The organism is Streptomyces sp. V4I23 (assembly GCF_030817975.1).
Classification (GTDB): Bacteria; Actinomycetota; Actinomycetes; order Streptomycetales; family Streptomycetaceae; genus Streptomyces.
The window spans coordinates 805,452-828,920 of the sequence record NZ_JAUSZW010000004.1 but is presented as its reverse complement, the minus strand read 5'-3'; the positions used below and the strand labels follow the sequence as shown (position 1 = coordinate 828,920).

Annotated in this window: 8 protein-coding genes and 3 pseudogenes; 9 read left to right on the top strand and 2 right to left on the bottom strand. The window is 71.9% G+C overall.

Going from position 1 to position 23,469, the window contains the following annotated elements:
* The first annotated feature begins 424 nt into the window (after nucleotides 1–424).
* Complete coding sequence (locus QFZ82_RS05870; RefSeq protein WP_307712110.1) at nucleotides 425–2,740, top strand: immune inhibitor A domain-containing protein; 2,316 nt, start codon at nucleotides 425–427, stop codon at nucleotides 2,738–2,740.
* Nucleotides 2,741–2,941: 201 nt separating this feature from the next.
* On the opposite strand, the gene QFZ82_RS05865 is transcribed toward QFZ82_RS05870, so the two are convergent.
* Both QFZ82_RS05865 and QFZ82_RS05860 read right to left on the bottom strand, forming a co-directional pair.
* Entirely contained in the window at nucleotides 2,942–3,325 is a 384-nt protein-coding gene (locus tag QFZ82_RS05865; RefSeq protein ID WP_307712109.1) for a VOC family protein, read from the bottom strand.
* A 177-nt stretch (nucleotides 3,326–3,502) separates the two neighbouring features.
* Nucleotides 3,503–4,450 carry a methionyl-tRNA formyltransferase gene (locus QFZ82_RS05860; RefSeq protein ID WP_307712108.1) on the bottom strand — a complete coding sequence of 316 codons (948 nt, stop codon included), beginning with the start codon at nucleotides 4,448–4,450 and terminating at the stop codon, nucleotides 3,503–3,505.
* Between the two features lie 261 nt (nucleotides 4,451–4,711).
* Here QFZ82_RS05860 and QFZ82_RS05855 point away from each other — a divergent pair, with 261 nt between their 5' ends.
* From QFZ82_RS05855 to QFZ82_RS05830, 8 genes and pseudogenes are all read left to right on the top strand, one after another.
* On the top strand, nucleotides 4,712–6,064 hold the full coding sequence (locus QFZ82_RS05855) for a lysine N(6)-hydroxylase/L-ornithine N(5)-oxygenase family protein (protein WP_307712107.1): 1,353 nt from the start codon (nucleotides 4,712–4,714) through the stop codon (nucleotides 6,062–6,064).
* A gap of 140 nt (nucleotides 6,065–6,204) precedes the next feature.
* Complete coding sequence (locus tag QFZ82_RS05850; RefSeq protein ID WP_307712106.1) at nucleotides 6,205–7,236, top strand: iron-siderophore ABC transporter substrate-binding protein; 1,032 nt, start codon at nucleotides 6,205–6,207, stop codon at nucleotides 7,234–7,236.
* 133 nt (nucleotides 7,237–7,369) lie between these two features.
* On the top strand, nucleotides 7,370–7,564 hold the full coding sequence (locus QFZ82_RS05845; RefSeq protein ID WP_307712105.1) for a hypothetical protein: 195 nt from the start codon (nucleotides 7,370–7,372) through the stop codon (nucleotides 7,562–7,564).
* A gap of 43 nt (nucleotides 7,565–7,607) precedes the next feature.
* Nucleotides 7,608–13,664 (top strand): annotated as a pseudogene (locus QFZ82_RS39685) (amino acid adenylation domain-containing protein); the annotation flags it as partial.
* Nucleotides 13,650–13,910: pseudogene (locus QFZ82_RS39680) on the top strand (phosphopantetheine-binding protein); the annotation flags it as partial. The pseudogenes QFZ82_RS39685 and QFZ82_RS39680, both read left to right, overlap by 15 nt.
* A gap of 189 nt (nucleotides 13,911–14,099) precedes the next feature.
* A pseudogene (locus QFZ82_RS39675) lies at nucleotides 14,100–18,851 on the top strand (amino acid adenylation domain-containing protein); the annotation flags it as partial.
* 71 nt (nucleotides 18,852–18,922) lie between these two features.
* On the top strand, nucleotides 18,923–23,188 hold the full coding sequence (locus tag QFZ82_RS05835) for an amino acid adenylation domain-containing protein (RefSeq protein ID WP_307712104.1): 4,266 nt from the start codon (nucleotides 18,923–18,925) through the stop codon (nucleotides 23,186–23,188).
* On the top strand, nucleotides 23,185–23,394 hold the full coding sequence (locus tag QFZ82_RS05830; RefSeq protein WP_307712103.1) for an MbtH family protein: 210 nt from the start codon (nucleotides 23,185–23,187) through the stop codon (nucleotides 23,392–23,394). Before QFZ82_RS05835 ends, QFZ82_RS05830 begins: the two co-directional genes overlap by 4 nt.
* The last annotated feature ends 75 nt before the right edge of the window (nucleotides 23,395–23,469 follow it).

The window sequence follows — 23,469 nt, the reverse complement described above, 5'->3', positions numbered from 1 at the left end:
GGCCTGCTGTCTGGCGCTTGAAGTGGTCAGGGGTGGGGGTGTTGTGTGAGCCATTGCTCACAGACAGGGCTCCGGGGAGGGGGTGGCAGGAGCCACCGGATCAACCGGGTGGCCGGCTGGCAGCTTCCTCCTGAACGGAGGCCAGAAGCCTTGGGGTTCGCCCGCAGGCTGAGCCCACGGCCCCTCGGGTCCCGACCATGATGGTCGCCGGCGTGCGCCGCGCGGGACGTCCTTGCGCCGTACCCGGCAAGTCCCGGCGGAATGACGGTTTCTCCCCTCCTCGGGACGACTCCATTCGTGCCAGACTCTGCGGCGATCGTTCCCCCAGGCGATCCTTCCCCTGCCCTGAGGGCCTGGGGAGACCCCGAGCACCACACGGAACCACGCGAGCCATGCGACGCATGCATGCGAAAGGGATCGCAACGTGAAGAGATCTGTCGTGGGCATGACCCTAGGGTCGGCGCTCACCGCTCTCCTCGCGGCGGGGCTGCAGCCCGCCGCCGCGCAGGAGGCCGCGGACACGTCGCCGAAAGCCTCGGGAGCCGCCACCGCGCACCGCTCCGACAATCGCCCCGGACCGCTCACGAAGCAGCGCACCGAGCTGCGCGAGCAGGCGATCGACAAGATCGCCAAGGGGAAGGCCAAGGCGAATGCCCGGGGCGTCGTCGAGGTCGCGCCCGGCAAGTTCGTGGAGACCGAGACCACCACGGCCGTACGCCAGGAGAAGATCTTCACCATCCTCTCCGAGTTCGGCGACCAGAGCGCCGGACGGTACGGTTCCACCCCCGGCCCCCTGCACAACCAGATAGCCCAGCCGGACCGGAGCGTGGACAACTCCAACGCCTGGACGGCGGATTTCGACAAGGCGTACTACGAGAACCTCTTCAACGGCTCCGGCGAGTCGATGAAGACGTACTACGAGAACCTCTCGGGCGGCCGCTACTCGGTGACCAACACCGTCGAGGACTGGGTCAAGGTCCCGTACAACGCCTCCTTCTACGGTGACAACGCCATTGAGGACAACGGCGGTTCGTGGGCCTTCGTCCAGGACACCGGCGACGCGTGGTGGAACGCCCGGATCGCGGCAGGAAAGACCCCCGCCGAGATCGATGCCTACCTCGCCCAGTTCGACGTCTGGGACCGCAACGACTGGGACCACGACGGCAACTTCGACGAGGCCGACGGCTACATCGACCACTTCCAGGCCGTGCACGCCGGCATGGGCGAGGACGCGGGCGGCGGCGCGCAGGGCGAGGACGCCATCTGGTCGCACCGCTGGTACGTCAACGGCGACGACTACGGCCTGACCGGCCCGGACGTGGCCGGTACGCAGAACAAGGCCGGCGGCGCCCGTATCGGCCAGTCGAAGTACTGGCTCGGCGACTACACCACCGAGGGCGAGAACGGCGGACTCGGCGTCTTCTGCCACGAGTTCGGCCACGACCTCGGCCTGCCGGACTACTACGACACCGCCGGCGGCGAGAACTCCACCGCCTTCTGGACCCTGATGAGCTCCGGCTCCTGGCTGAGCCACGGCGCTGCCGCGGGCGCCGGCATCGGCACCCACCCGGGCCTGATGGGCGCCGAGGAGAAACTCTTCCTCGGCTGGCTCGACTACGCCGACGCGCCGCTCGGCGCCACCGGCACGTACACCCTGAACCCGGCGCAGTTCCAGGTCACCGGCAAGGAGCAGGCCGTCCGCGTCGCGCTGCCCGACAAGACGAGCAGCACCACGTACACCACCCCCACCTCGGGCACGCACGCCTGGTGGACCGGCTCGGCCGACGGCCTGAACCAGTCCCTCACCCGCTCCGTGCCGGCCGCCTCACGTGTCACCGTCACGGCGAGCGCCTGGTACGAGATCGAGGCCGACTTCGACTACCTCTTCGCCGAGTACTCGCTCGACGGCGGGGCGAACTGGCTCCGCGCGGGCGCGGCCGTCGACGGCTCCTCCGCCGGCAAGTGGACGACGCTGCGCTACGCGTACGACTCCCAGGGCAAGCCCTCGCTGTTCCGCTTCCGCTACCAGACCGACGGCGGCGTGCACTTCGCCGGCGCGTTCCTGGACGACATCACCCTGGCCTCCGGCGGTACGACGCTGGCCACCGACGACGTCGAGCAGGGCGTGGGCGGCTGGACGGCGACCGGAAGGTGGAAGATCTCGACCGGCACGGAGACGGCCACGTACCCGCGCTACTACCTGGTCGAGAACCGCGAGTACGTCGGCAGCGACGCGCTCCTGGCCGAAGGCCCGTACCAGTTCAGCAAGGGCATCACGGCACCCGACTGGGTGGAGTTCTTCAAGTACCAGAACGGCATGCTCGTCTGGTACGTCGACCGGTCGTACGACGACAACAACGTCAGCTCGCATCCCGGCGGCGGCGCGGCCATGGCCGTCGACGCCCGCCCGGCGCCGTTCAGGTACGACGACGGCACCGCGCCGAGCAACCGGCGCCAGCCGTTCGACGCGACCTTCGGCCTGGAGGCCACCGACGCGACCTGCCTCCACAAGGAGGTCCTGTCGGGCAAGGGACAGCAGCAGACGGTCGTGACGAAGGCGGCCTGCGCGCCCTCGGTCCCGGGCATCGCGGTCTTCGACGACACCGACCCGAACGCGTACTACGACACGTCGGCCCCGCAGGCCAGTGTCAAGGTCGCGGGCCACGGGGTGAAGGTCACGGTCACCGGCGACACCGGTGACGACCTGACGATCAGCGTGGCCAACCCGGCCGCGCACTGACGGCCGGCCGAGCACGGTGACGGCCGGGTCGCGCTACAGGGCGACCCGGCCGGACGCCGACCCGTGACGTCACGAGGCCGTCTCACGTGGCCGCCCCGCCTGAAACGGCGGAACTCACGCGCAGGCTCGGGCGCTGACACGGACGAGCAAACCCCCGGCCTCACTCAACGGCCGAGCGGCTTGGCGCCAGGACGCACGTGGTCACAGGGGCTGGAGCCGGGTGCGCAGGAGGCAGAATTCGTTGCCTTCCGGGTCGGCCAGGACGTGCCAGCTCTCGGTGCCGGTCTGGCCGACGTCGACGGGCCTGGCGCCGAGAGCGAGCAGCCGCTCCAGCTCGGCGTCCTGGTCGCGGTCGGTGGCGTTGACGTCGATGTGCACTCGGAGCTTCCCGGTCCGCGGCTCATTGCTGGGGCTGAGGACGACGATGGGCAGCGCTCCGCCGAACCCGGCGTCGGGCGGCCCGATCGCGATGCTTCCGTCGTCCTCCCGGTCGATTTCGACGTAGCCGAGGACCTTGCTCCAGAATGCGGCGAGCCGGTCGGGGTCGGCGGCGTCGATGACCAGCTCACTGATGCGGCATGCCATGACCGTCAGTGTATGGAGACAACGACGCACATGAACCGATGATCAGATGATCCGGAGGCCCTGCCTGTCCGACCGTCCACGTGACGTTGCGGGTACAACCGCATGCCGCTTGGGGAAGATGCCGGCCCACCCCGGGACCGTCCGGGGTGGGCCGGTGGTCTTTGGGGATCCCAGCCGTCAGGGACGGCTGGTCAGGTAGCCGCCCATGGAGGTGAAGTACTCGGTCGCGGGCATCTCCCGGCCGTCCTCGGTCCGCACGCGGGTGATCGCCAGGCCGTGGTTGCGGCCCGTGCGGGCATCGGCGCCGGCGACGATCGCCACGCCCTCGCCCTCCCGGTAGAAGATGCGGCCCGGGGTACCGCCGTAGCGGCCTTCGGACACGACGGCGGAGAGGATCTCGAGCCGCTTCCCCTTGTGGAAGGTGAAGGCGCTCGGGTAGGGGGCGGACTGGGCGCGGACCAGGCGCTCCAGGACCTCGGCGGGCCAGTCCCAGTTGATCCGGATGTCCTCTTCGGCCCGCTTGTGGAAGAAGGTGGCCTGCGAACGGTCCTGCTTGGTGAACTCGGTCTGTCCGGAGGCGATCAGGTCGAGGGCGCCGATGGTGACCGGGGCGATGAGGTCGACCGTCTTGTGGAAGAGGTCGGTGGCCGTGTCCGTGGGCTCGACGGTGACCGCGTGCTGCATGACGATGTCGCCGGCGTCGAGCTCCTCGTCCATCATGTGGGCCGTGACGCCGACTTCGGGCTCGCCGTTGATGAGGGCCCAGATCAGCGGCGAGAACCCGGCGTACTTGGGCAGCAGCGAGTCGTGGACGTTCAGCGTGCCGTGCCGGGGCAGGGTGTAGATGCGCGGCGGGATCCAGGTGCGCCAGTTGTTGGCCACGATGATGTCCGGGTCGGCCTCCTTGAGCTGCTGGAAGAGCTCCTCGTCGTCGGGCCGGTTGCGGATGATCACCGGGACGCCGTGCTCCTCGGCGAGGTCGGCGACGGAATCGCTCCAGATCTTCTCGTAGGCGTGCTCACTCTTCGGGTGCGTCACGACCGCGACCACGTCGTGCTCGGAGTCCAGGAGCGCCTGCAGGGTGCGGTGGCCCCAGGTCTGATAACCGAACATGACGACCCGCATGGGGGTTCCTCCTCAGGAAAGCGACTGACCGGGCTTAGTAAAGCAAGCCTTACCTAAGGATGCAACGAGTCCTGATTTCGGCCCCAGTTGGCGCGGGAACGGCGTCGGTGTCCGTTTTGCCCCGTCGACAGTCTGGCCAGATCAGGTTAGCTTTACCTAAGTTCCGCTCGGCGGCCGGGTTACCGGTGTGCCTGGGCTCCGCCGTTCCCCCACGCCTGACAGCACGCCTGACAGGCGGCTGTCCCGCACGATGGGAGTGACATGTCTCAGACTCTTCCTGACGACGCACCACTGATCCACGACCTCATAGGCATCGGCTTCGGGCCGTCCAATGTGGCCATGGCGATCGCGCTCAGCGAGCACAACGCACGCGTCGGAAGGCAGGAGGCGGTCACCGCTCACTTCTTCGAGCGGCAGCCCCGGTTCGGCTGGCACCGCGGCATGCTCATCGACGACGCGACCATGCAGGTCTCCTTCCTCAAGGACCTGGTGACGCTCCGCAACCCGAGCAGCGAGTACAGCTTCCTCTGCTACCTGCAGAGCAAGGGCCGGCTGATCGACTTCGTCAACCACAAGAACCTCTTCCCGCTGCGCGTGGAGTTCCACGACTACTTCGAGTGGGCCGCGGCGAAGGTCGACGACATGGTCTCGTACAGCCACGAGGTCGTCTCCGTCGAGCCCGTCGTCCGCGACGGTGTGGTGGAGTACCTCGACGTGACGGCGCGGTGCGGAGCGGAGACCGTCGTCCACCGGGCCCGCAACCTCGTCATCGGCACGGGGCTGCGCCCCCTCATGCCGGAGGGCGTCGAGCGGACCGACCGCGTCTGGCACAACTCCGACCTGCTCGCCAAGGTGGACGGCCTGGAGGGCACCGACCCCTCCCGCTTCATCGTCGTCGGCGCCGGGCAGAGCGCGGCCGAGAACGTCGCCTACCTGCACCGCCGCTTCCCCGACGCCGAGGTCTGCGCCGTCTTCTCGCGCTACGGGTACAGCCCGGCCGACGACAGCAGCTTCGCCAACCGCATCTTCGACCCCGCGGCGGTCGACGAGTACTACACGGCACCCGACGACATCAAGCGCAAGCTGATGGACTATCACGGCAACACCAACTACTCCGTGGTGGACATCGACCTGATCGACGACCTGTACCGGCAGGCGTACCAGGAGAAGGTCCTCGGCGCCGAGCGACTCCGCTTCCTGAACGTCTCCCGCCTCACCGACGTCACGGAGACGGCCGACTCGGTCAGCGCCACCATCACCTCCCTGGTCACCGGGGAGGAGAGCCGGCTGGACGCCGACGTCGTCGTGTGCGCCACCGGTTACGCGAGCGCCGACGCCCTCGGCCTCCTCGGTCCGGTCGCGGACCGCTGTCACCGTGACGACCAGGGCCGCGTCCGCGTCGAGCGCGACTACCGTCTTGCGACCGACCCCGAACTGCGCTGCGGCATCTACCTGCAGGGTGGCACCGAGCACACCCACGGCATCACGTCCTCCCTGCTGTCCAACACCGCGATCCGGGTCGGCGAGATCCTCGACTCGATCGTCGAGCGGGAGCCGAAGCCCGACCTCGTCGAGGTCACGCCGGTAGCCGACGGAGCCGGCGCCGTCCGCTGAGCCCTGCCCAGGGGACCCCGCGCAAGGGACTCCCCTCCGGTCCAGCCCCCCACAGCCCGCCCGGTCCGCCGGTAGCGCCGTCGTACGCGGCGGCCCGGGCACGCAGCACGCACCGTGAAACCCCCGTGAAAGGAACCACCGTGTCCACTGGTACACGCCCCGCACTGACGCGGCTCGTCAGACACCTCCCCCGTGCCGCTGTGGCGGCTGTCGCCGCGTTCGCTCTGACCGCCTGTGGGGGCGGTTCGGAGAAGGCCGAGTCGAAGCCGTCGGGGAGCGCTAAGTCCGCTGCTTTCCCGGTGACGGTCGAGCACAAGTACGGCAGCACGACGATCGAGGCGGAGCCCAAGAAGGTCGTCACGCTGGGTCTGTCGGATCAGGACGCGGTGCTTGCGCTGGGTGTGAAGCCGGTGGGTTCGGTGGACTGGTTCAAGGAGCAGCCGTACGGCAAGTGGCCGTGGACGAAGGACAAGTGGGGTTCGACGCCGCCGCAGATCGTCGGTGAGCGTGACGAGTACAACGTGGAGAAGATCGCGGCGCTGAAGCCGGATCTGATCATCGCGCAGTACTCGGGCATGAAGAAGGAGCAGTACGACACGATCTCCAAGATCGCCAAGGTCGTCGCGCAGCCCAAGGGCCACGAGGACTACCAGGCGCCCTGGCAGGACATGACCCGGCAGATCGGCAAGGCGCTGGGCAAGGACGCCGAGACCGAGCAGCTGATCGCCGGCATCGACGCCCGCTTCAAGGCCGTCCGCGACAAGCACCCGGAGTGGAAGGGCAAGACCGTCACCGTCGGCGAGCCCTACGAGGCGGGCAAGTTCTCCGCGTTCTCCCCGAAGGACCCGAAGGTCATCTTCCTGTCGGAGATGGGCTTCACCACCTCCGAGAAGTACCGTGCCGCCCTCGGCAAGGAGAACATCGCGGACCTCAGCGTCGAGCGCCTCGACGTCATGGAGGCCGACCGCACCGTGTGGCTGGGCACCCCGGACACCGAGAAGGTCATGAAGGCCGATCCGCTGTACAAGAAGACCAAGGTCCACCAGGAGAAGCGGGACCTGTTCCTCCCGTACGACAGCCCGGACATCGGCGCCGCGCTCTCCTTCAACACGGTCCTGTCGATCCCGTACGCCATCGACCAGGTCGTGCCGAGGCTCGAGGCCATCAAGTAGGTCCGGCCAAGGTGCCGCCTCCCGGCGGCACCTCTCTGGGCCGCTCCGCCCTCCCCCACGGCCTGGCGGCCGTGGGGGTACCCGCAGGTGGCCGTGCCCACCGGGCGGGTGTGAAACGCGCCCCGGAGCACCCATGAAGGTGAAGGAATTCGGGGAGCAGCCGTACGGCAGGCGGCCGTGGACGACGGAGAAGTGGGGGAGCAGCGGGACCTGTTCCTCCCGTACGACAGCCCGGACACCGGCGCCGCGCTCTCCTTCGACACCGTCCCTGTCGATCTCCTGCGCCCTCGACGAGATCGTGCCGCTGCTCACGGCCGACACCACGTGACGACCCACCACTGACGCACCACCAGGGAAAGGCCCCGCGAACGATGTTTGACGCCGAGTCGGACCGGACAGTCGCTGCCGGTACCCCCGTCACCGGCGGGCAATCCGGCATCTGGCTCGCCCAGCAGATCGAGCCGGAGAGTTCGGCCTACAACGTCTCGTTCGTCCTCGACCTGCGCGGAGACATCGACCTGGACCGCCTGGCCGCCGCCGTCCGGCAGACAGTCGAGGAGGCCGAGAGCCTGCACGTCCGGATCGTCGGCGACAACGGCGTACCGCGCCAGGTGGCATCGTCCGTCCCGGTCGACGTCCCGACCGTCGACCTGCGTGGCGAGTCCGACCCTCTGGATGCGGCCCACCGGTGGGCCGAGGCCGAGCGGGACCGCCCCACCGACCTCGCGTCCGCCCCGCTCTACGCCCACGCGCTGCTCCGCCTCGCGGACGACCGCGTCTGGTGGTACCAGCGCTACCACCACATCGTCATCGACGGCGTCGGCATCATCCGGATCTCCGGCCGTGCCGGTGACCTCTACACCCATGGCGACCGGGCCACCGCCCCCGACTGGTCGCTCTCCCGGCTGGTCGACGCGGACGCCGCCTACCGCGTCTCCGCAGAGCACGGGGAGGACCGCGCGTACTGGCTGCGGCGCCTGGGCGACCGGCCCGAACCCGTGCGGCTCGTCGAGCGGTCGTCGGGGATGACCAAGCGGCGTCTGCGCCGCACGGCCGAGCTCGCGGCGCCCGCCGTCGCACAGCTCCGCGACGCCGCGGCCACCGCAGGCGTCCAGCTCTCCCGCATCCTGCTGTCCGCCGTCGCCGCCTACCTGCACCGGACCACCGGCGAACAGGACCTGGTCCTCGGCCTGCCCGTCACCACCCGGCAGGACCCGGCGACCCGGCACATCCCCGGCATGGTTTCCAACATCCTGCCGCTGCGCCTCACCGTCCGTCCCGACATGACCGGCGTCCAGCTGGTGGCGGCGGTCGGTACGGCGGTCGCCGAGACCGTCACCCACAGCCGTCACCGCGCCGAGGACCTGGCCCGGGACCTCGGGCTCGTCGACGGTGTGCAGGAGCTCGTCGGCCCCACGGTCAACATCCTCCCCAGCGGTGAGCGGATCCGCTTCGGCGACCTCGACGCCGACCTCGCCCCGATGTGGCTCGGCCCGGTCAGCGACCTCGCCATCACGTTCGGCGACTTCCAGGCCGGCCAGGGGCTGCGCGTCCTGCTCGACGCCGACGCCGACACGTGCGACGAAGAGAAGCTGATCGAGCACGAGCGGCGTTTCCTCATGCTGCTCCACGCTTTCGCCCGGGACCTGACCTGCCGGGTCGGACATCTCGAACTCACCACCGGCGCCGAACGCGCGCGGCTGCTCGACGAGTTCGGCGTGGCACCCCGCGAGGTGGCCGAACTCTCCTGGCCCGCATCCTTCGAGCGGCAGGTACGGAGCACACCGGACGCCGTCGCCCTGGTGTACGAGGACCGTGAACTGTCGTACGCGGAGCTCAACGCCGCCGCGAACCGCCTCGCCCGGCTCCTCGCCGCCCGGGGCGTCGGCCGCGAGGACGTCGTCGCCGTGGCGCTGCCCCGCTCCCCGGAACTCGTGATCTCCCTGCTGGCCGTGATGAAGGCAGGGGCGGCGTACCTGCCGCTGGACGCCGACCACCCGCAGGACCGGATCGCGTACATGCTCACCGACGCGGGCGCCCGGACCGTCGTGACCACACGCGAGCTGTCCGCGGATCTGCCCGCCGCGCCGGGCGTCGTGCATGTCCTGCTCGACGAGCCGTCCGTGGCCGCCGAGTGCGCCACCCACGACGAGACCGACCCCGGTGTGGCCGTCGCCCTGCATCAGGCCGCGTACGTCATCTACACCTCGGGCTCCACCGGACGCCCCAAGGGTGTCGTCGTCCCGCACGACGGCGTCGGCAGCCTCATCGCCACCGCCACCGACCGCATCGGCATCACCGCCGACAGCCGCGTCGTGCAGTTCGCGTCCGTCGGCTTCGACGTCACCGTCTGGGACCTGATCATGTCGCTGTGCGTCGGCGGCCGGATCATCGTCGTCCCCACCGAGCGTCGCGTCGCCGGGCCGGCCCTCACCGACTACATCGCGCGCCACCGCGCCACCCACATGATCCTGCCGCCGTCGCTCGTCTCGGCGCTCCCGCAGGACTGCGAACTCCCCGACGGCTCTGTGCTGATCGTCGGCACCGAAGCGGTTCCCAGCGAACTGATCGCCCGCTGGGCCGGGCATGTCCAGGTCGTCGTCGCCTACGGTCTCACCGAGGCGAGCGTCAACTCCACGCTGTGGGTCTCCGACGCCGACCGTCCGGGCCCCGCCCCGATCGGCGTCCCCGACCCCAACACCCGTGCCTACGTGCTCGACTCGGCTCTCCGCCCCGTCCCCGTCGGCACCGAGGGCGAGCTGTACATCGCCGGGCGCGGCCTCGCCCGCGGCTACCTGGGCCGGGCCGGGCTCACCTCGGAGCGCTTCGTGGCCGACCCGTTCGGCGGGCCGGGCACGCGCATGTACCGGACCGGCGACCGGGTGCGCTGGGGCGCCGACGGCAACCTCGAGTTCCTCGGCCGCGCGGACGGCCAGATCAAGATCCGCGGCCACCGCATCGAGCCCGGCGAGATCGAGAGCGCCTTCATGGCCTGCCCCGGCATCGCCCAGGCCGCCGTCCTCGTCCGCGAGGACCACCGGAACGTGAAGCGGCTCGTCGCCTACCTGGTCGCGGAGGCCGGCGCCGGTGCGGCCGCTGCCCACGGTGCCGGTCCGGACGCCGAGGCCGCCGTGGCCGAGGCCCGTGCCCGGATCGCCGGCACCCTCCCGGACTACATGGTTCCGTCCGCCGTCGTGCGCCTCGACGGAGCCCTGCCGCTGACGCCCAACGGCAAGCTCGACCGCCGCGCCCTGCCCGCGCCCCGGTGGACGGCGATGGGCGGCGACGACGCGCCCACCACCCCCGCGGAGACCGCGCTCGCCGGGCTGTTCGCCGACGTCCTCGGTCTGCCGTCGGTGGGCGTCCACGACAGCTTCTTCGAGCTGGGCGGCGACAGCATCGTGGCGATCCAGCTCGTGAACCGCGCCCGCGAGGCCGGTTTCGCGCTCACCCCGCGCGATGTGTTCCGGCACCGTACGGTCGCGGCACTCGCCCGCCTCACGGGAGAGGCGGCGGACACGCCTCGCGCCCTGAGCGGTGACGTGCCCGCCCCGTTCTCGCTCGTCACGCTCACCGACGCCGAGCGCGCCGAGTGCGAGGCCGCCGTCCCGGGCCTCGTGGACGCCGTTTTGGCCACTCCGCTCCAGCAGGGCTTCTACTTCCACGCCTCCGTCGACGAGACGGGCGCCGACGGATACGCCGTGCAGGACACCGTCGAACTGGCCGGCGACGTCGACCCGGAGGTGCTGCGGCTCGCCGTCCAGGGCCTCCTCGACCGCCACCCGCTGCTGCGCGCCGCCTTCCACCAGCTGCCGGACGGCAGGATCGTGCAGCTCATCGGCGAGCGCGTCACCCTGCCCTGGCGCTTCGACGACCTGTCCGGCCAGGACCCTGACCATCGTGCGACGACCGCCGACGCCATCGAGGCGCAGGAGCGGGCGGAAGGATTCGACCTGGCCGTCCCGCCCCTGCTGCGGGCCGCCCTGATCCGCCACGGCGCCGAGCGTTCCCAGCTGGTGCTGACGCTGCATCACATCGTGGTGGACGGCTGGTCGGTGTCGCTCCTCATGCGCGAACTCCTCAGCGGCTACCGGCCCGGCGGCGAGGCTCCTCGGCCGGGGGAGGACCCGGCGTACCGGGCGTACGCCGGCTGGCTCGCCGCACGCGACCGGGACGGCGCGCTGAGCGCCTGGCGCGACGCCCTCGCCGGGTACGACGGCCCGGCCAGGCTCCCCGTACGAGGTGGTGCGGACACCGGCGAGCGCCGGACCGGCACGATCGCCGTGGAGCTGACCGCGGCGGACACCGCCGCCCTCACCGCACGGGCCCGCGCGCTGGGACTGACGCTCGGCAGCGTCGTCCAGGGCGGCTTCGGGCTCCTGCTCGGGGACGTCACCGGCACCCGCGACCTGGTCTTCGGCAGCACCGTCTCGGGCCGCCAGGCCGCCGTCGAAGGAGTGGAGAGGCTCGTCGGCCTCCTCATCAACACCCTTCCCGCGCGGCTGCGGTGGCGCCCCGAGCAGTCGCTCGTCGACGTCCTCTCGCGGTTCCAGGACGAGCAGGCCGAGCTGCTCGACCACCAGCACGTGGGCCTCGCCGACATCCAGCGAGCCGTGGGACGCGGCGAGTTGTTCGAAGCACTGGTCGTCGTCGAGAACCTCCCCGAGGCGGGCGAGCCCTGCGACCCGGCCGGACTGGTCCGGATCACCGGCTCGCACATCCGCGACGCCGTCCACTACCCGCTGGCCCTCACCGTCCTGCCCGGTGAACGGCTCCGGCTGCGCCTCGACCACGATCCGGCGCGCCTCGACCCGGCGGCCGCCCGCCGGTTCGCCGACCGGCTGCTCGCCCTGCTCGACCAGCTCGTCACGGACCCGCTCCGCCCGGTGGCTGGGCTCGCGCTGCGCACCCCCGACGAGGAGCGGACCGGCCTCGACCGTCTGGCCGGCGCGGACCACGCCCTGCCCGGCGACACGCTGCATGCGGCCTTCACCCGGCAGGCCCGCCGGACCCCGGACGCGACCGCGCTGATCCACGAGGCGGGACGGACGACCTACGCCGAACTGGACGCGCGCGCCGAGGCAGTGGCCGGAAGGCTGCTCGCCCGGGGCGTGACGCCCGAGTCCGTCGTCGCCGTCGCCGTGCCCCGGTCGGCCGAGACGCTGATCGCGATGCTCGGCGTGCTCAAGGCGGGCGCCGCCTACCTGCCGGTCGACGTCGACTACCCGGCCGACCGGGTGCGGTACCTGCTCGAGGACTCCGGGGCGCGCACCGTCGTCGTCACCGCCGCGTCCCGGACCCGGCTGCCCGCACTCGACGGTGTGACCCACGTCGTCGTCGGCGAGGAGACGGCCGGCGCCGATCCCGTATCCGGTCCTGTGTCCGCAGCCGTCCACCCGGACAGCGCCGCGTACGTGATCTACACCTCCGGCTCCACCGGCCGCCCCAAGGGCGTCGTCGTCCCGCACCGCGCGGTCGTCGGCCAACTCCTGTGGACCGCCGAGCACTTCGGGTACGGACCCGACGAGCGGGTGCTGCACCAGTACTCGACCAGCTTCGACCCGTCCGTACTGGAGATCTTCACGCCGCTGCTCACCGGCGGCACCGTGGTGATCGCCCGGCCGGACGGACACCGGGACCCGGCGTACCTCGTCGACCTGATCCGCGGCGAGCGGGTCACCGGCGTCGACCTCGTGCCCTCCCTCTACGGCGCGCTGCTGGCCGAGGACGAGGCGGGGGAGTGGTGGGCGAGCCTGCGCCGCGCGTTCAGCGGCGGTGAGGCCCTGCCGGTTCCGCTCGCCCGTCGTTGGCAGGAGCGCACCGGAGTACCGCTGTTCAACGTGTACGGACCCACCGAGGCCGTCATCCAGGTCACGAGCTGGGAAGCGGGCCCGGCCCCGGCCGGGTCGACCGTGCCCATCGGGCGGCCGGTGTGGAACACCCGCCTCTACGTCCTCGACCGCCATCTGCGACCCGTCGCGGAGGGCGAGCCGGGCGAGCTCTACATCGCGGGCGCACAACTGGCCCGCGGCTATCACGGACGCGCCGCGCTGACCGCGGAGCGTTTCGTCGCCGATCCGTTCGGCGGTCCGGATGGGCCCCTCCTGCCCGATGGCGGGCAAGGAGGGAGGATGTACCGCACCGGAGACATGGTTCAGTTCAGTGGAGACGGTGTGCTCACCTACCTCGGGCGCACCGACCACCAGGTCAAGATCAGGGGTAACCGGGTGGAGCTCGGGGAAATCGAAGCCCGGCTGCGCGACGAGCCGGCCGTCGCCGAGGCCGTCGTCGTGGCACGCGACGACGAGCGGGGAGTCAAGCAGCTGGTGGCCTACCTGGTCCCGGCCGCCGGTGCGCGGGACCTGGACACCGAGGCCGTACGCGCCGCGCTGAGCGACTCGCTGCCCGCGCCCATGGTGCCCAGCCACTTCGTACGGCTCGACGCGCTGCCGCTCACCCCCGGCGGGAAGACCGACCTCAAGGCCCTGCCCGCCCCCGAGGCGCCCAGGCGCAGCCGTCACGCGAGCGCACGCGAAGGCCGCGAGCAGCAGCTGTGCGGCATCTTCGCCGAGGTGCTCGGCATCGACGGGGTCGACGCCGACGAGGACTTCTTCGTCCTGGGCGGCGACAGCATCCTGTCCATGGCGGTCTCCAGCCGCGCCCGCAAGGCGGGCCTGCCGGTGACCCCGCGCGACGTCTTCGAGCACCGCACCCCGGCCGCCCTGGCGGCCACCGTCGCCGGTGCGGCGCCGGCGATCGCGGCACCCGTCGCCGACTCCGACGGCGTCGGTGACGTACCGCTGCTGCCGATCGTCCACCAGCTCCGCGAGGACGGCGGCACGATCAGCCGCTTCAACCTCTCCATGCTGGTCCAGGCGCCCGCCTCCGCCGACACCGACAAGCTGACGCGTGTCCTCCAGGCGGTCCTCGACCACCACGACGGCCTGCGACTCACCCTCACCCGCATGGACCTCGGTCCGGCGATCCCCGCCCTCTGGTCCGCGCGGACGATGCCCGCGGGTTCCCTCGACGCGGCCGGACTGCTCCGCCGCGTCGACGCACGCGGCCTCGACGAGTCCGCCTTCCGCACGGTCATCCGCGAGGAGTCCGACGCCGCGGCGAACCGCCTCGACCCCGACGCCGGCGTGACGGTGCAGGCCGTGTGGTTCGACGCCGGTACGGACCGCCCCGGCCGACTGCTGCTCGTCGTCCACCACCTCGTGATCGACGGCGTGTCCTGGCGCGTGCTCCTCGGCGACCTCGCCACCGCGTGGGACGCCGTCGTACGAGGCGGGTCCCCGGAGCTCGAGCCGGTGCCGACCTCTCTGCGGAGGTTCGCCCGTGACGTCGCCGAGCAGGCCACCTCCCCGCAGCGGCAGGCCGAACTGCCCTACTGGGCCAAGACGCTGGCACCCGGAGCCGACCTGGTCGCCGGAGCCACCCGTACCGGAACGGCCGGTGCGGCGCGGGAGCACGTCGTCACCCTGTCCGCCGAGGACACCCGCGCGCTGCTCACCGCCGTACCCGCTGCGGTCGGCGCCGACGTCACCGAGGTCCTGCTCGCGGCGCTGCGGCGATCCGTCACCCAGTGGCGCCCCGACGCCGACGGCGACCTGCTGGTCGACCTGGAGCGCCACGGACGGGACGGCACGGACGCCGACCTCTCGCGCACCGTGGGCTGGTTCACCAGCCTCCACCCGGTGCGTCTGCCCGCCGCCGACGACCCGCTCGACACGCTCAAGCAGGTCAAGGAGTCCGTGCGGTCCGCCCCGGACTCCGGCGCCGGATACGGCATGCTGCGCTACCTCAACCCGCAGCTCGCCCCCGTGTTCGCAGGGCTGTCCACCGCCCAGGTGCTGTTCAACTACTTCGGTCGACTCCCCGCCGAGCAGACCCACGACTGGGCGCCCGCCGTCGAGTCCGACGCGCTCGCCGTCGAGCCCGACGCCGACCTCGCGATGCCCTACCCGCTCCAGGTCAACGCCGTCTGCGCGGAGACCCCGAACGGCCCCGAGCTGCGCGCCACCTGGACCTGGCCCGAGGGCGACGTGCTCACCGCGGAGGACGTGCGGGCACTGAGCCGCGCCTGGGCCGACGCCCTGCGCGACCTCGTCGCCAAGACCGCCGCGCCCGGCGCCCGGCCCTCCCTCACCCCCTCGGACGTGCCGCTCGTCGCCCTCACCCAGGCCGGCATCGAGCTGGTCGAGCGGGTGAGCCCGGCGCCGGTGGCCGACATCTGGCCGCTGTCGCCGCTCCAGGAAGGCATCTACTTCCACGCCAGCTACGACACGACCGCGCTCGACGTCTACACCGCGCAGGACACGTTCGACTTCGACCGCCGCCTCGACGCCGACCGGCTGCGCGCCGCCGTCGCGACCCTGCTGCGCCGGCACCCCAGCCTGTGCGCGGGCATCGTCAGCGACGGCCTGCCCGAGCCGGTGCAGTTCGTCTGCCCGGCCGCCGAGCTGCCCGTACCGCTCACCGAGGTCGACCTGACCGGCCTGACCGAAGCCGAGCGCCGGACCCGGCTCGCCCAGATATCCGACACCGACCGGCGCCGGCGGTTCGATCTCGCCGCGCCCCCGCTGTTCCGGCTCACCCTGATCCGGCTCACCGACACCACCGACCGGCTGATGCTCAGCCACCACCTGGTCGCGTGGGACGGCTGGTCCCAGTCCCTCTTCCTCGACGAACTCCTCGGCCTGTACGCGGCAGCCGGCGACGACAGCGCCCTGCCCGCCGCCGGAAGCTACCGGGACTACCTGAGCTGGCTCGCCGGGCAGGACTTCGACGCGGCCCGCGATACCTGGCGCGGCGCCCTGGCCGGACTCGACGAGCCGACCCTCGTCGCCCGCGAGCGCGGTGACGAACCGACCATCCCGCGCCGTCGCACCCTCAGCCTCGGACGAGCCCTCAGCGACCGACTGCGCAGCTCCGCCCGCGAGCACGGACTGACCATCAACGCGGTGCTCTCCGCCGCGTGGGCGCTCGTCCTGTCCTCCACGGTGGGCCGTGACGACGTGGTGTTCGGCGCCACGGTCGCCGGACGTCCGGCGGACGTGCCCGGAGTCGACACGACGATCGGCATGTTCCTCAACACCGTGCCCCAGCGGATCACCCTCGACCCGGCCGAGCCGGTCGGGGACCTGCTGCGCCGCATCCAGACCGAGCGCGTCGCCCTGATGGACCACGAGTACCTGGGACTCGCCGAACTCCAGCGGGCCGGCGGGCACCCCACCCTCTTCGACACCCTGTACGTCCTGCAGAACTTCGCCGACGAGGGCGCCTTCCAGCAGCTCACCGAGCGCCATGGCATCACGGGCGTGGGCAGCGTCGACGCCACCCACTACCCGATGACCCTGATCGTCAACCCGGCCGAGACGGTCCAGGTCAAGCTGGAGTACCGCCCCGACCTGGTCGAGGACGAGCAGGCCACGGCCACGCTCGACCGCTTCGGCGCCCTGGTGGAACGGCTCATCGGAGACCTGACGACCCGGGTCGGCGCCCTGGACCTGCTGCTGCCCGGCGAGCGGGAGTCCCTTTCCGCCGACTGGGCGGGGAGCCGGGAGCCGGTACCGAACGAGACCGTCGCCGACATGCTGGCCGCCCAGGTGGCCCGTACCCCCGACGCCGTGGCGCTGGTGTTCGGCGAGCAGGCCCTCACGTACGCCGAACTCGACGCGCACATCAACCGGCTCGCCCGGCTGCTGCTCGCCCGGGGCGCGGGACCGGAGAAGGCGGTCGCGCTCGCGCTGCCGCGCTCCATCGACATGGTGGCCGCACTGTTCGCCGTCCTGCGCACGGGTGCCGCGTACCTGCCGCTGGACCTGGACCACCCGGCCGACCGGCTGCGGCTGATGGTCGAGGACACCCGGCCGCTGTGCCTGCTGTCCACGACCACCGTGGCCCCGGCCCTCCGCGGCGACAGCGGCCCCGCCGCGCCCGAACTCCTCCTGGACGACGAGGCCGTGGCCGCCGAACTGGCCGCGCTCCCCGGCACCGAGATCACCGACGCCGAGCGGCCCGCGTTCGCCCACGACCGGGCGGACCGCCTGGAGCACCCGGCGTACGTCATCTACACCTCGGGCTCGACCGGCAAGCCCAAGGGCGTCGTCACTCCGTACCGGGGCCTGACGAACATGCAGCTCAACCACCAGGAGGAGATCTTCGACCCGGCCATCGCCTCGGCCGGCGGACGACGGCTGCGCATCGCGCACACCGTGTCCTTCGCCTTCGACATGTCCTGGGAAGAGCTGCTCTGGCTCGTCGAGGGCCACGAGGTCCACGTCTGCGACGAGGAGCTGCGCCGCGACGCCGAGGCCCTGGTCGCCTACTGCGACCGGCACCAGGTCGATGTGGTCAACGTGACGCCCACGTACGCCCAGCTCCTCATCGAGGAGGGCCTGCTCGACCAGGACGCGGCAGCCGGAAAGCACCGGCCCGCCCTGGTCCTGCTCGGCGGCGAGGCCGTCTCCGACACGGTGTGGAGCAGGCTCCGCCACACCGACGGCACCTACGGCTACAACCTGTACGGGCCCACCGAGTACACGATCAACACGCTCGGCGGCTCCACCACCGACAGCGCGACCCCCACCGTCGGCCTGCCCATCCGCAACACCCGGGCCTACGTGCTCGACGCGATGCTGCGGCCCGTTCCGCCGGGCTGCCCCGGTGAGCTGTACATCGCGGGTACCGGTCTGGCCCGCGGCTACCACGACCGGCCCGGGCTGACCGCGGAGCGGTTCGTCGCCGATCCGTTCGGCGGTGCGGGAGAGCGGATGTACCGCACCGGCGACCTCGTACGCCGGCGTCCCGACGGCCTGCTCGACTTCCTCGGCCGCACCGACGACCAGGTCAAGATCCGTGGCTACCGCATCGAGCTGGGCGAGATCGCCTCGGCCCTGTCCACGCACCCCGAGGTCGCGCACGCCGCCGTGGTCGTCAGCGAGGCCACCGGAACCAAGCGCCTGGTCGGCTACGTCGTCCCGGAGGACGGCGCCGAGGCGGGCGAGGAACTGCTCCAGCGGCTGCGCGACCACCTGAAGGCCGGCCTGCCGGACTACATGGTCCCCTCCGCACTCGTCGCCGTGGACACGCTGCCGCTGACCGTCAACGGAAAGCTCGACGTCAGGGCGCTGCCCGCCCCGGACTTCGGCGGTACGGGCCCCAGCCGCGCCCCCCGCACGCCGCGGGAGGAGACCCTCTGCGCCCTCTTCGCCGAGGTGCTCGGCCTGCCCGAGGGCAGCGTCGGCATCGACAGCGATTTCTTCGAGCTGGGCGGCCACTCGCTGCTCGCCACCCGTCTGGTCAGCCGTGCCCGCACCGCGCTCGACGCCGAACTGGCCATCCGCGACCTCTTCGAGGCGCCGACCGTCGCGGAGCTGGTGGAACGCGCGGCCCGCTCCGGTGGCGCCGCCCGCCCGGCGCTGACCGCCGGCGAGCGGCCCGACGAGCTGCCGCTGTCCCACGCCCAGCAGCGGCTGTGGGTGATCCAGCAGATCGAGTGCACCTCCGCCGCGTACAACTTCCCGCTGGTGATGAGGCTGCGCGGCGCCCTGGACGTCGACGCGTGGACCGCCGCGCTCGCCGATGTCACGGCCCGCCACGAGGCCCTGCGCACGGTCTTCGCCGAGCGCGACGGCCAGGCGTTCCAGCGCGTCCTGCCGGCCGAGGAGGCCCGCGGCCCGTGGTCGAGCTCGTCCGCGCCACCGAGGACGAGGTGCCCGGCATCGTCGACGCGGAGACCAACCGGCCCTTCGACCTCGCCGCCGAACTGCCCTTGCGGGCCACGGTCGTGGAGGTCGCGCCCGACGACCACGTCGTCATCCTGCTGCTGCACCACATCACCACCGACGAGTGGTCCGACCGTCCGTTCCTGCGCGACCTGGCCACGGCGTACGAGGCCCGCCTCGCACACGGCACGGCCCCGGACTGGGAGCCGCTGCCCGTCCAGTACGCCGACTACGCACTGTGGCAGCAGCGGCTGCTCGGGGGCCCCAACGAGACGGACAGCCTGGCTGCGCGTCAGCTGGAGTACTGGCACTCGACGCTCAGCGGGGCGCCCGAAGAGCTCGAACTGCCCACCGACCGGCCCCGGCCCGCCCGCCCCGCGTTCTCCGGAGCCGAGCTGGACATCGACTTCGACGCCGACGTCCACGAGGGTCTGAAGCGGCTCGCCCGCGAGACCGGCGCCAGCATGTTCATGGTGGTGCACGCGGCCGTTGCCGCCCTGCTGCACCGCATGGGCGCGGGTACGGACATCCCCCTCGGCGCGCCCATCGCGGGCCGCAGTGACGAGGCGCTGGACGACCTGGTCGGCTTCTTCGTCAACACCCTCGTGCTCCGCACGGACCTCAGCGGCGACCCGAGCTTCACCGAGTTGCTGACCCGGGTCCGCGAGAGGGACCTGGCGGCCTTCTCCCACGCGGACGTGCCGTTCGAGTCGGTCGTGGAGAAGCTCAACCCGACCCGCTCGCTCTCCCGGAACCCGCTGTTCCAGGTGATGGTCGGCTACCACGCCCGCACCGGCGACGAGCGGGAACTGGCCGGGCTCCAGGTGGAGTACGTGCCGTTCCGTATCCGCTCCGCGAAGTTCGACCTGGTGTTCAGCTTCACCGAGCACACGGCCGCCGACGGCCTTGCGGGGTCCCTGGCCTGCCGCCTGGAGTTCGCCACCGAACTGTTCGACCACGAGACCGCCGAGCGGATCGGCGACCGGCTCCGGGCGCTCGTCGCCGCCCTTGTCGCCGCGCCCGAGCGACCCGTCTCGCAGGCGGAGATCCTCGCCGCCGACGAGCGTCACCTCGTCCTGGAGGGCTTCAACGGCACCCCGCGGCCCGTCGACGAGGAGACCCTGCCGGCGATGTTCGCGCGGCGGCTCGCCGAGCGGCCCGACGCGATCGCCGTCGTGGACCGCTCGCACTCGGTGACGTACGAGCGGCTCGACGCGCGGTCCAACCGGATCGCCCGGCTGCTGGCCGCGCGCGGTGTGGGCGCGGAGAGCGTGGTCGGCGTGGCCGTGCCCCGCTGCGCCGACATGATCGCCACGGTGCTCGCCGCGCTCAAGCTCGGCGCCGCGTTCCTGCCGCTCGACCTGGCCCACCCCGCCGACCGGCTCGGCTACATGATCGAGGACTCGCGGGCGGCCCTCGTGGTCGGCACCGAGTCCGTGGCCGGGAAGATCCCGGACGTGGCGGGCGTACCGATGGTGCTGCTCGACGAGCCGTCCGTCGCCGCCGAGCTGGACGGTCTGCCGGAGACCGCCGTCGGGAGCGGACCGGTCGGCCTGGACCAGGCCGCGTACGTGATCTACACCTCCGGCTCGACCGGACGCCCCAAGGGCGTGGTCGTCCCGCACGAGGGCATCGCCAGTCTGGTGGCCACCGCTGTCGACCGGATGGGCCTCGAGCCCGGCAGCCGTGTGCTCCAGTTCGCCTCGATCGGCTTCGACGTCTTCGTCTTCGAGCTGTCGATGGCGCTGTGCCACGGCGGCCGGCTCGTCCTCATCACCGACGAGGCCAGGGTCGCCGGGTCCGCGCTGACCGACTTCCTCGCGGACCAGCGGATCAGCCACATGATCCTGCCCCCGTCCCTGGTGTCGGCGCTGCCGCCCGGCTGCGAGCTGCCCGAGGGCTCGACCGTCCTCGTCGGTACGGAGACGGTGCCGCCGGACCTGTTCGAGCGCTTCGGCACCACGGCCCACCTGATCTGCGCGTACGGACTCACCGAGGCGACGGTCAACTCCACGCTGTGGCCCGCACGCGAGCACGGTGGCCGGCCCACCGGCCGGGTCCCCATCGGCCGACCCGACCCCAACACCCGCTGCTACGTCCTCGACGACAACCTGCGGCCCGTCCCGCCCGGTGTCGTCGGCGAGCTGTACGTCTCCGGACGCGGCCTCGCCCGCGGTTACCTCGGCAAGGCCGGGCTGACCTCGGAGCGGTTCGTCGCGGACCCCTACGGCCCGCCCGGCGGCCGCATGTACCGCACCGGCGACCGCGCCCGCTGGCGCGCGGACGGGAACCTCGACTTCCTGGGCCGGGTCGACACCCAGGTGAAGGTGCGCGGCTTCCGTATCGAGCTCGGGGAGATCGAGGCGGCGCTCGCCTCGCACCCGTCGGTCGCGCAGGCCGCGGTCCTGCCGGACCGCGACGGCGACATCGTGCGCCTGGTCGGATACGCCGTACTGGAGGCGGGAGAGGCCGGGGAGGCAGCCCCGCAGGAGCTGCGCGCCCATGTGGCGGGCCACCTGCCGGAGTACATGGTCCCGGCACTGGTCGTACCGCTGGACGGCCCCCTTCCCCTGACCCCCAACGGCAAGCTGGACCGCAAGGCGCTGCCCGCGCCGGACTGGTCCGCGATGACCGGCGACGCGAGCCCGGCGACCGAGACGCAGGCTCGCCTGGCGGACCTGTTCTGCGAGATCCTCAAGCTGGAGAAGGTCGGCATCCACGACAACTTCTTCGCGCTCGGTGGCCACTCCATGGCCTCGATGCGGCTCCTGGGCCGTATCCGCGCGGAGTTCGGCGTCGAGCTGAGCATCCGGGACGTCTTCGACGCGCTGACCGTCGCCGGCCTCGCCGGCAAGCTGGAGGGCGCGGCGGCCGCCCGCCCGGCGCTTCGGCCCGCCGAAGACACCGAGGACACTGCCGGCGCCCCGCTGCCGGTCGCCCCGGTCCAGCGCTGGGAGTGGGAGTCGCACCGCCGCACCCCGGGCTTCGACCACGCGCTGGCCCTGCGCGTACCGGAGGGTGGACTGGACGCCGCGGCGCTCGCCGACGCCCTCGCCGATGTGGTGGCCCGTCACGAGCCGCTGCGCACGGCGTTCGCCGAGCGTGACGGTGTGGTGCTCCAGAGGCCGGCCGAGGCCCCGGCACTCGCGCTCGACCGGTGCGCGGACCTGGACGCCCGCCTGGCGGAACTCGCCGGGCAGGCCCCGGACCTGGAGCGCGAGGCCCCCCTGCGGGCGACGCTGCTGACGGACCCGGCCGGTCACCAGGCTCTTCTCCTGACCTCGCACTACCTGGCGGTGGACGAGTGGTCGGTGGTGCCGCTGTTCCGTGACCTCACCACGGCGTACGCGGCCCGCACGGAGGGCCGGACGCCCGAGTGGGAGCCGCTGCCGGTGACGTACGCGGACTACACCCGCTGGGCGCACGAGGTCCTCGGTGACCTGTCCGACCCGGAGAGCCGGGGCGGGCGGCAGCTCGCCTACTGGCGGCAGACGCTCGAAGACGTACCGGCGGAGCTGGCGCTCCCCACGGACGCCCCGCGCCCGGGTGCCGAGGGCAGCGAGCACCAGGGCTTCGTCCTGGACGAGCAGTTGCACGCGGCCGTGGACGAGCTGGCCCGGGCAACGGGCACCAGCATGTTCATGGTGCTGCACTCGGCCCTCGCCGCGATGCTCACCGCCCACGGCGCGGGCACCGACCTGCCGATCGGTACGATGGTCGCCGGCCGTGGCGACGATCAGCTGGCCGACCTCGTCGGCTGCTTCCTCAACACGGTGGTGCTGCGCACCGACACGGCGGGCGACCCGACCTTCGCGGAGCTGCTGACCCGGGTACGGGAGACCACCCTCAGCGCCCTCGACCGGCAGGACGTGCCGTTCGACGAGGTCGTCCGGGTGACCGGACTGCCCCCGCAGGGCCCGCAGGTCATGGTGATCCACCACGAACAGGCGGATCTCGGACAGCTGGAGGGCGGCATGGGCTCCTTCCACGCCGTTCCGACCGGCTCGGCGCGGGCGGAGCTGACCCTCAGCTTCTACGAGCCGCAGGGCGACGGACCGGTGCACTGCGAGCTGATCCACGCGGCCGGCCTGTTCGGCCCGGAGAAGGCCCGGCAGCTCGCCGAAGAACTTCAGACACTGCTGCGCACCGCAGCGGCCGACCCCGAGCAGCCGATCTCCGAGCTGTTCACCGCAAAGTCCACGAGGAGTGACGACGTATGAGCACCAACCCGTTCGAGGACCCGCAGGGCCGATTCCTGGTCCTGGTCAACGACGAGGACCAGCACTCGCTGTGGCCCTCTTTCGCCGAGGTGCCGGCCGGGTGGCGCGTCGTCTTCGGTGAGGAGACGCGGGAGGCGTGCCTCGCCTACGTCGAGACGAACTGGACCGACCTGCGCCCCAAGAGCCTGGTCGCCGAGCAGGGCTGACCCCGCCGCAGCGCACCGTACCGCCGCCCGCCGGGAGGGATTCCCTCCCGGCGGGCGGCGGCGTGCGTCGACGAA

Bases quoted from the DNA above. Each gene is read 5' to 3' on its own strand.
- QFZ82_RS05865 (WP_307712109.1), bottom strand. From the start codon at position 3,325: ATGGCATGCCGCATCAGTGAGCTGGTCATCGACGCCGCCGACCCCGAC.
- QFZ82_RS05860 (WP_307712108.1), bottom strand. From the start codon at position 4,450: ATGCGGGTCGTCATGTTCGGTTATCAGACCTGGGGCCACCGCACCCTG.
- QFZ82_RS05855 (WP_307712107.1), top strand. From the start codon at position 4,712: ATGTCTCAGACTCTTCCTGACGACGCACCACTGATCCACGACCTCATA.
- QFZ82_RS05845 (WP_307712105.1), top strand. From the start codon at position 7,370: ATGAAGGTGAAGGAATTCGGGGAGCAGCCGTACGGCAGGCGGCCGTGG.
- QFZ82_RS05830 (WP_307712103.1), top strand. From the start codon at position 23,185: ATGAGCACCAACCCGTTCGAGGACCCGCAGGGCCGATTCCTGGTCCTG.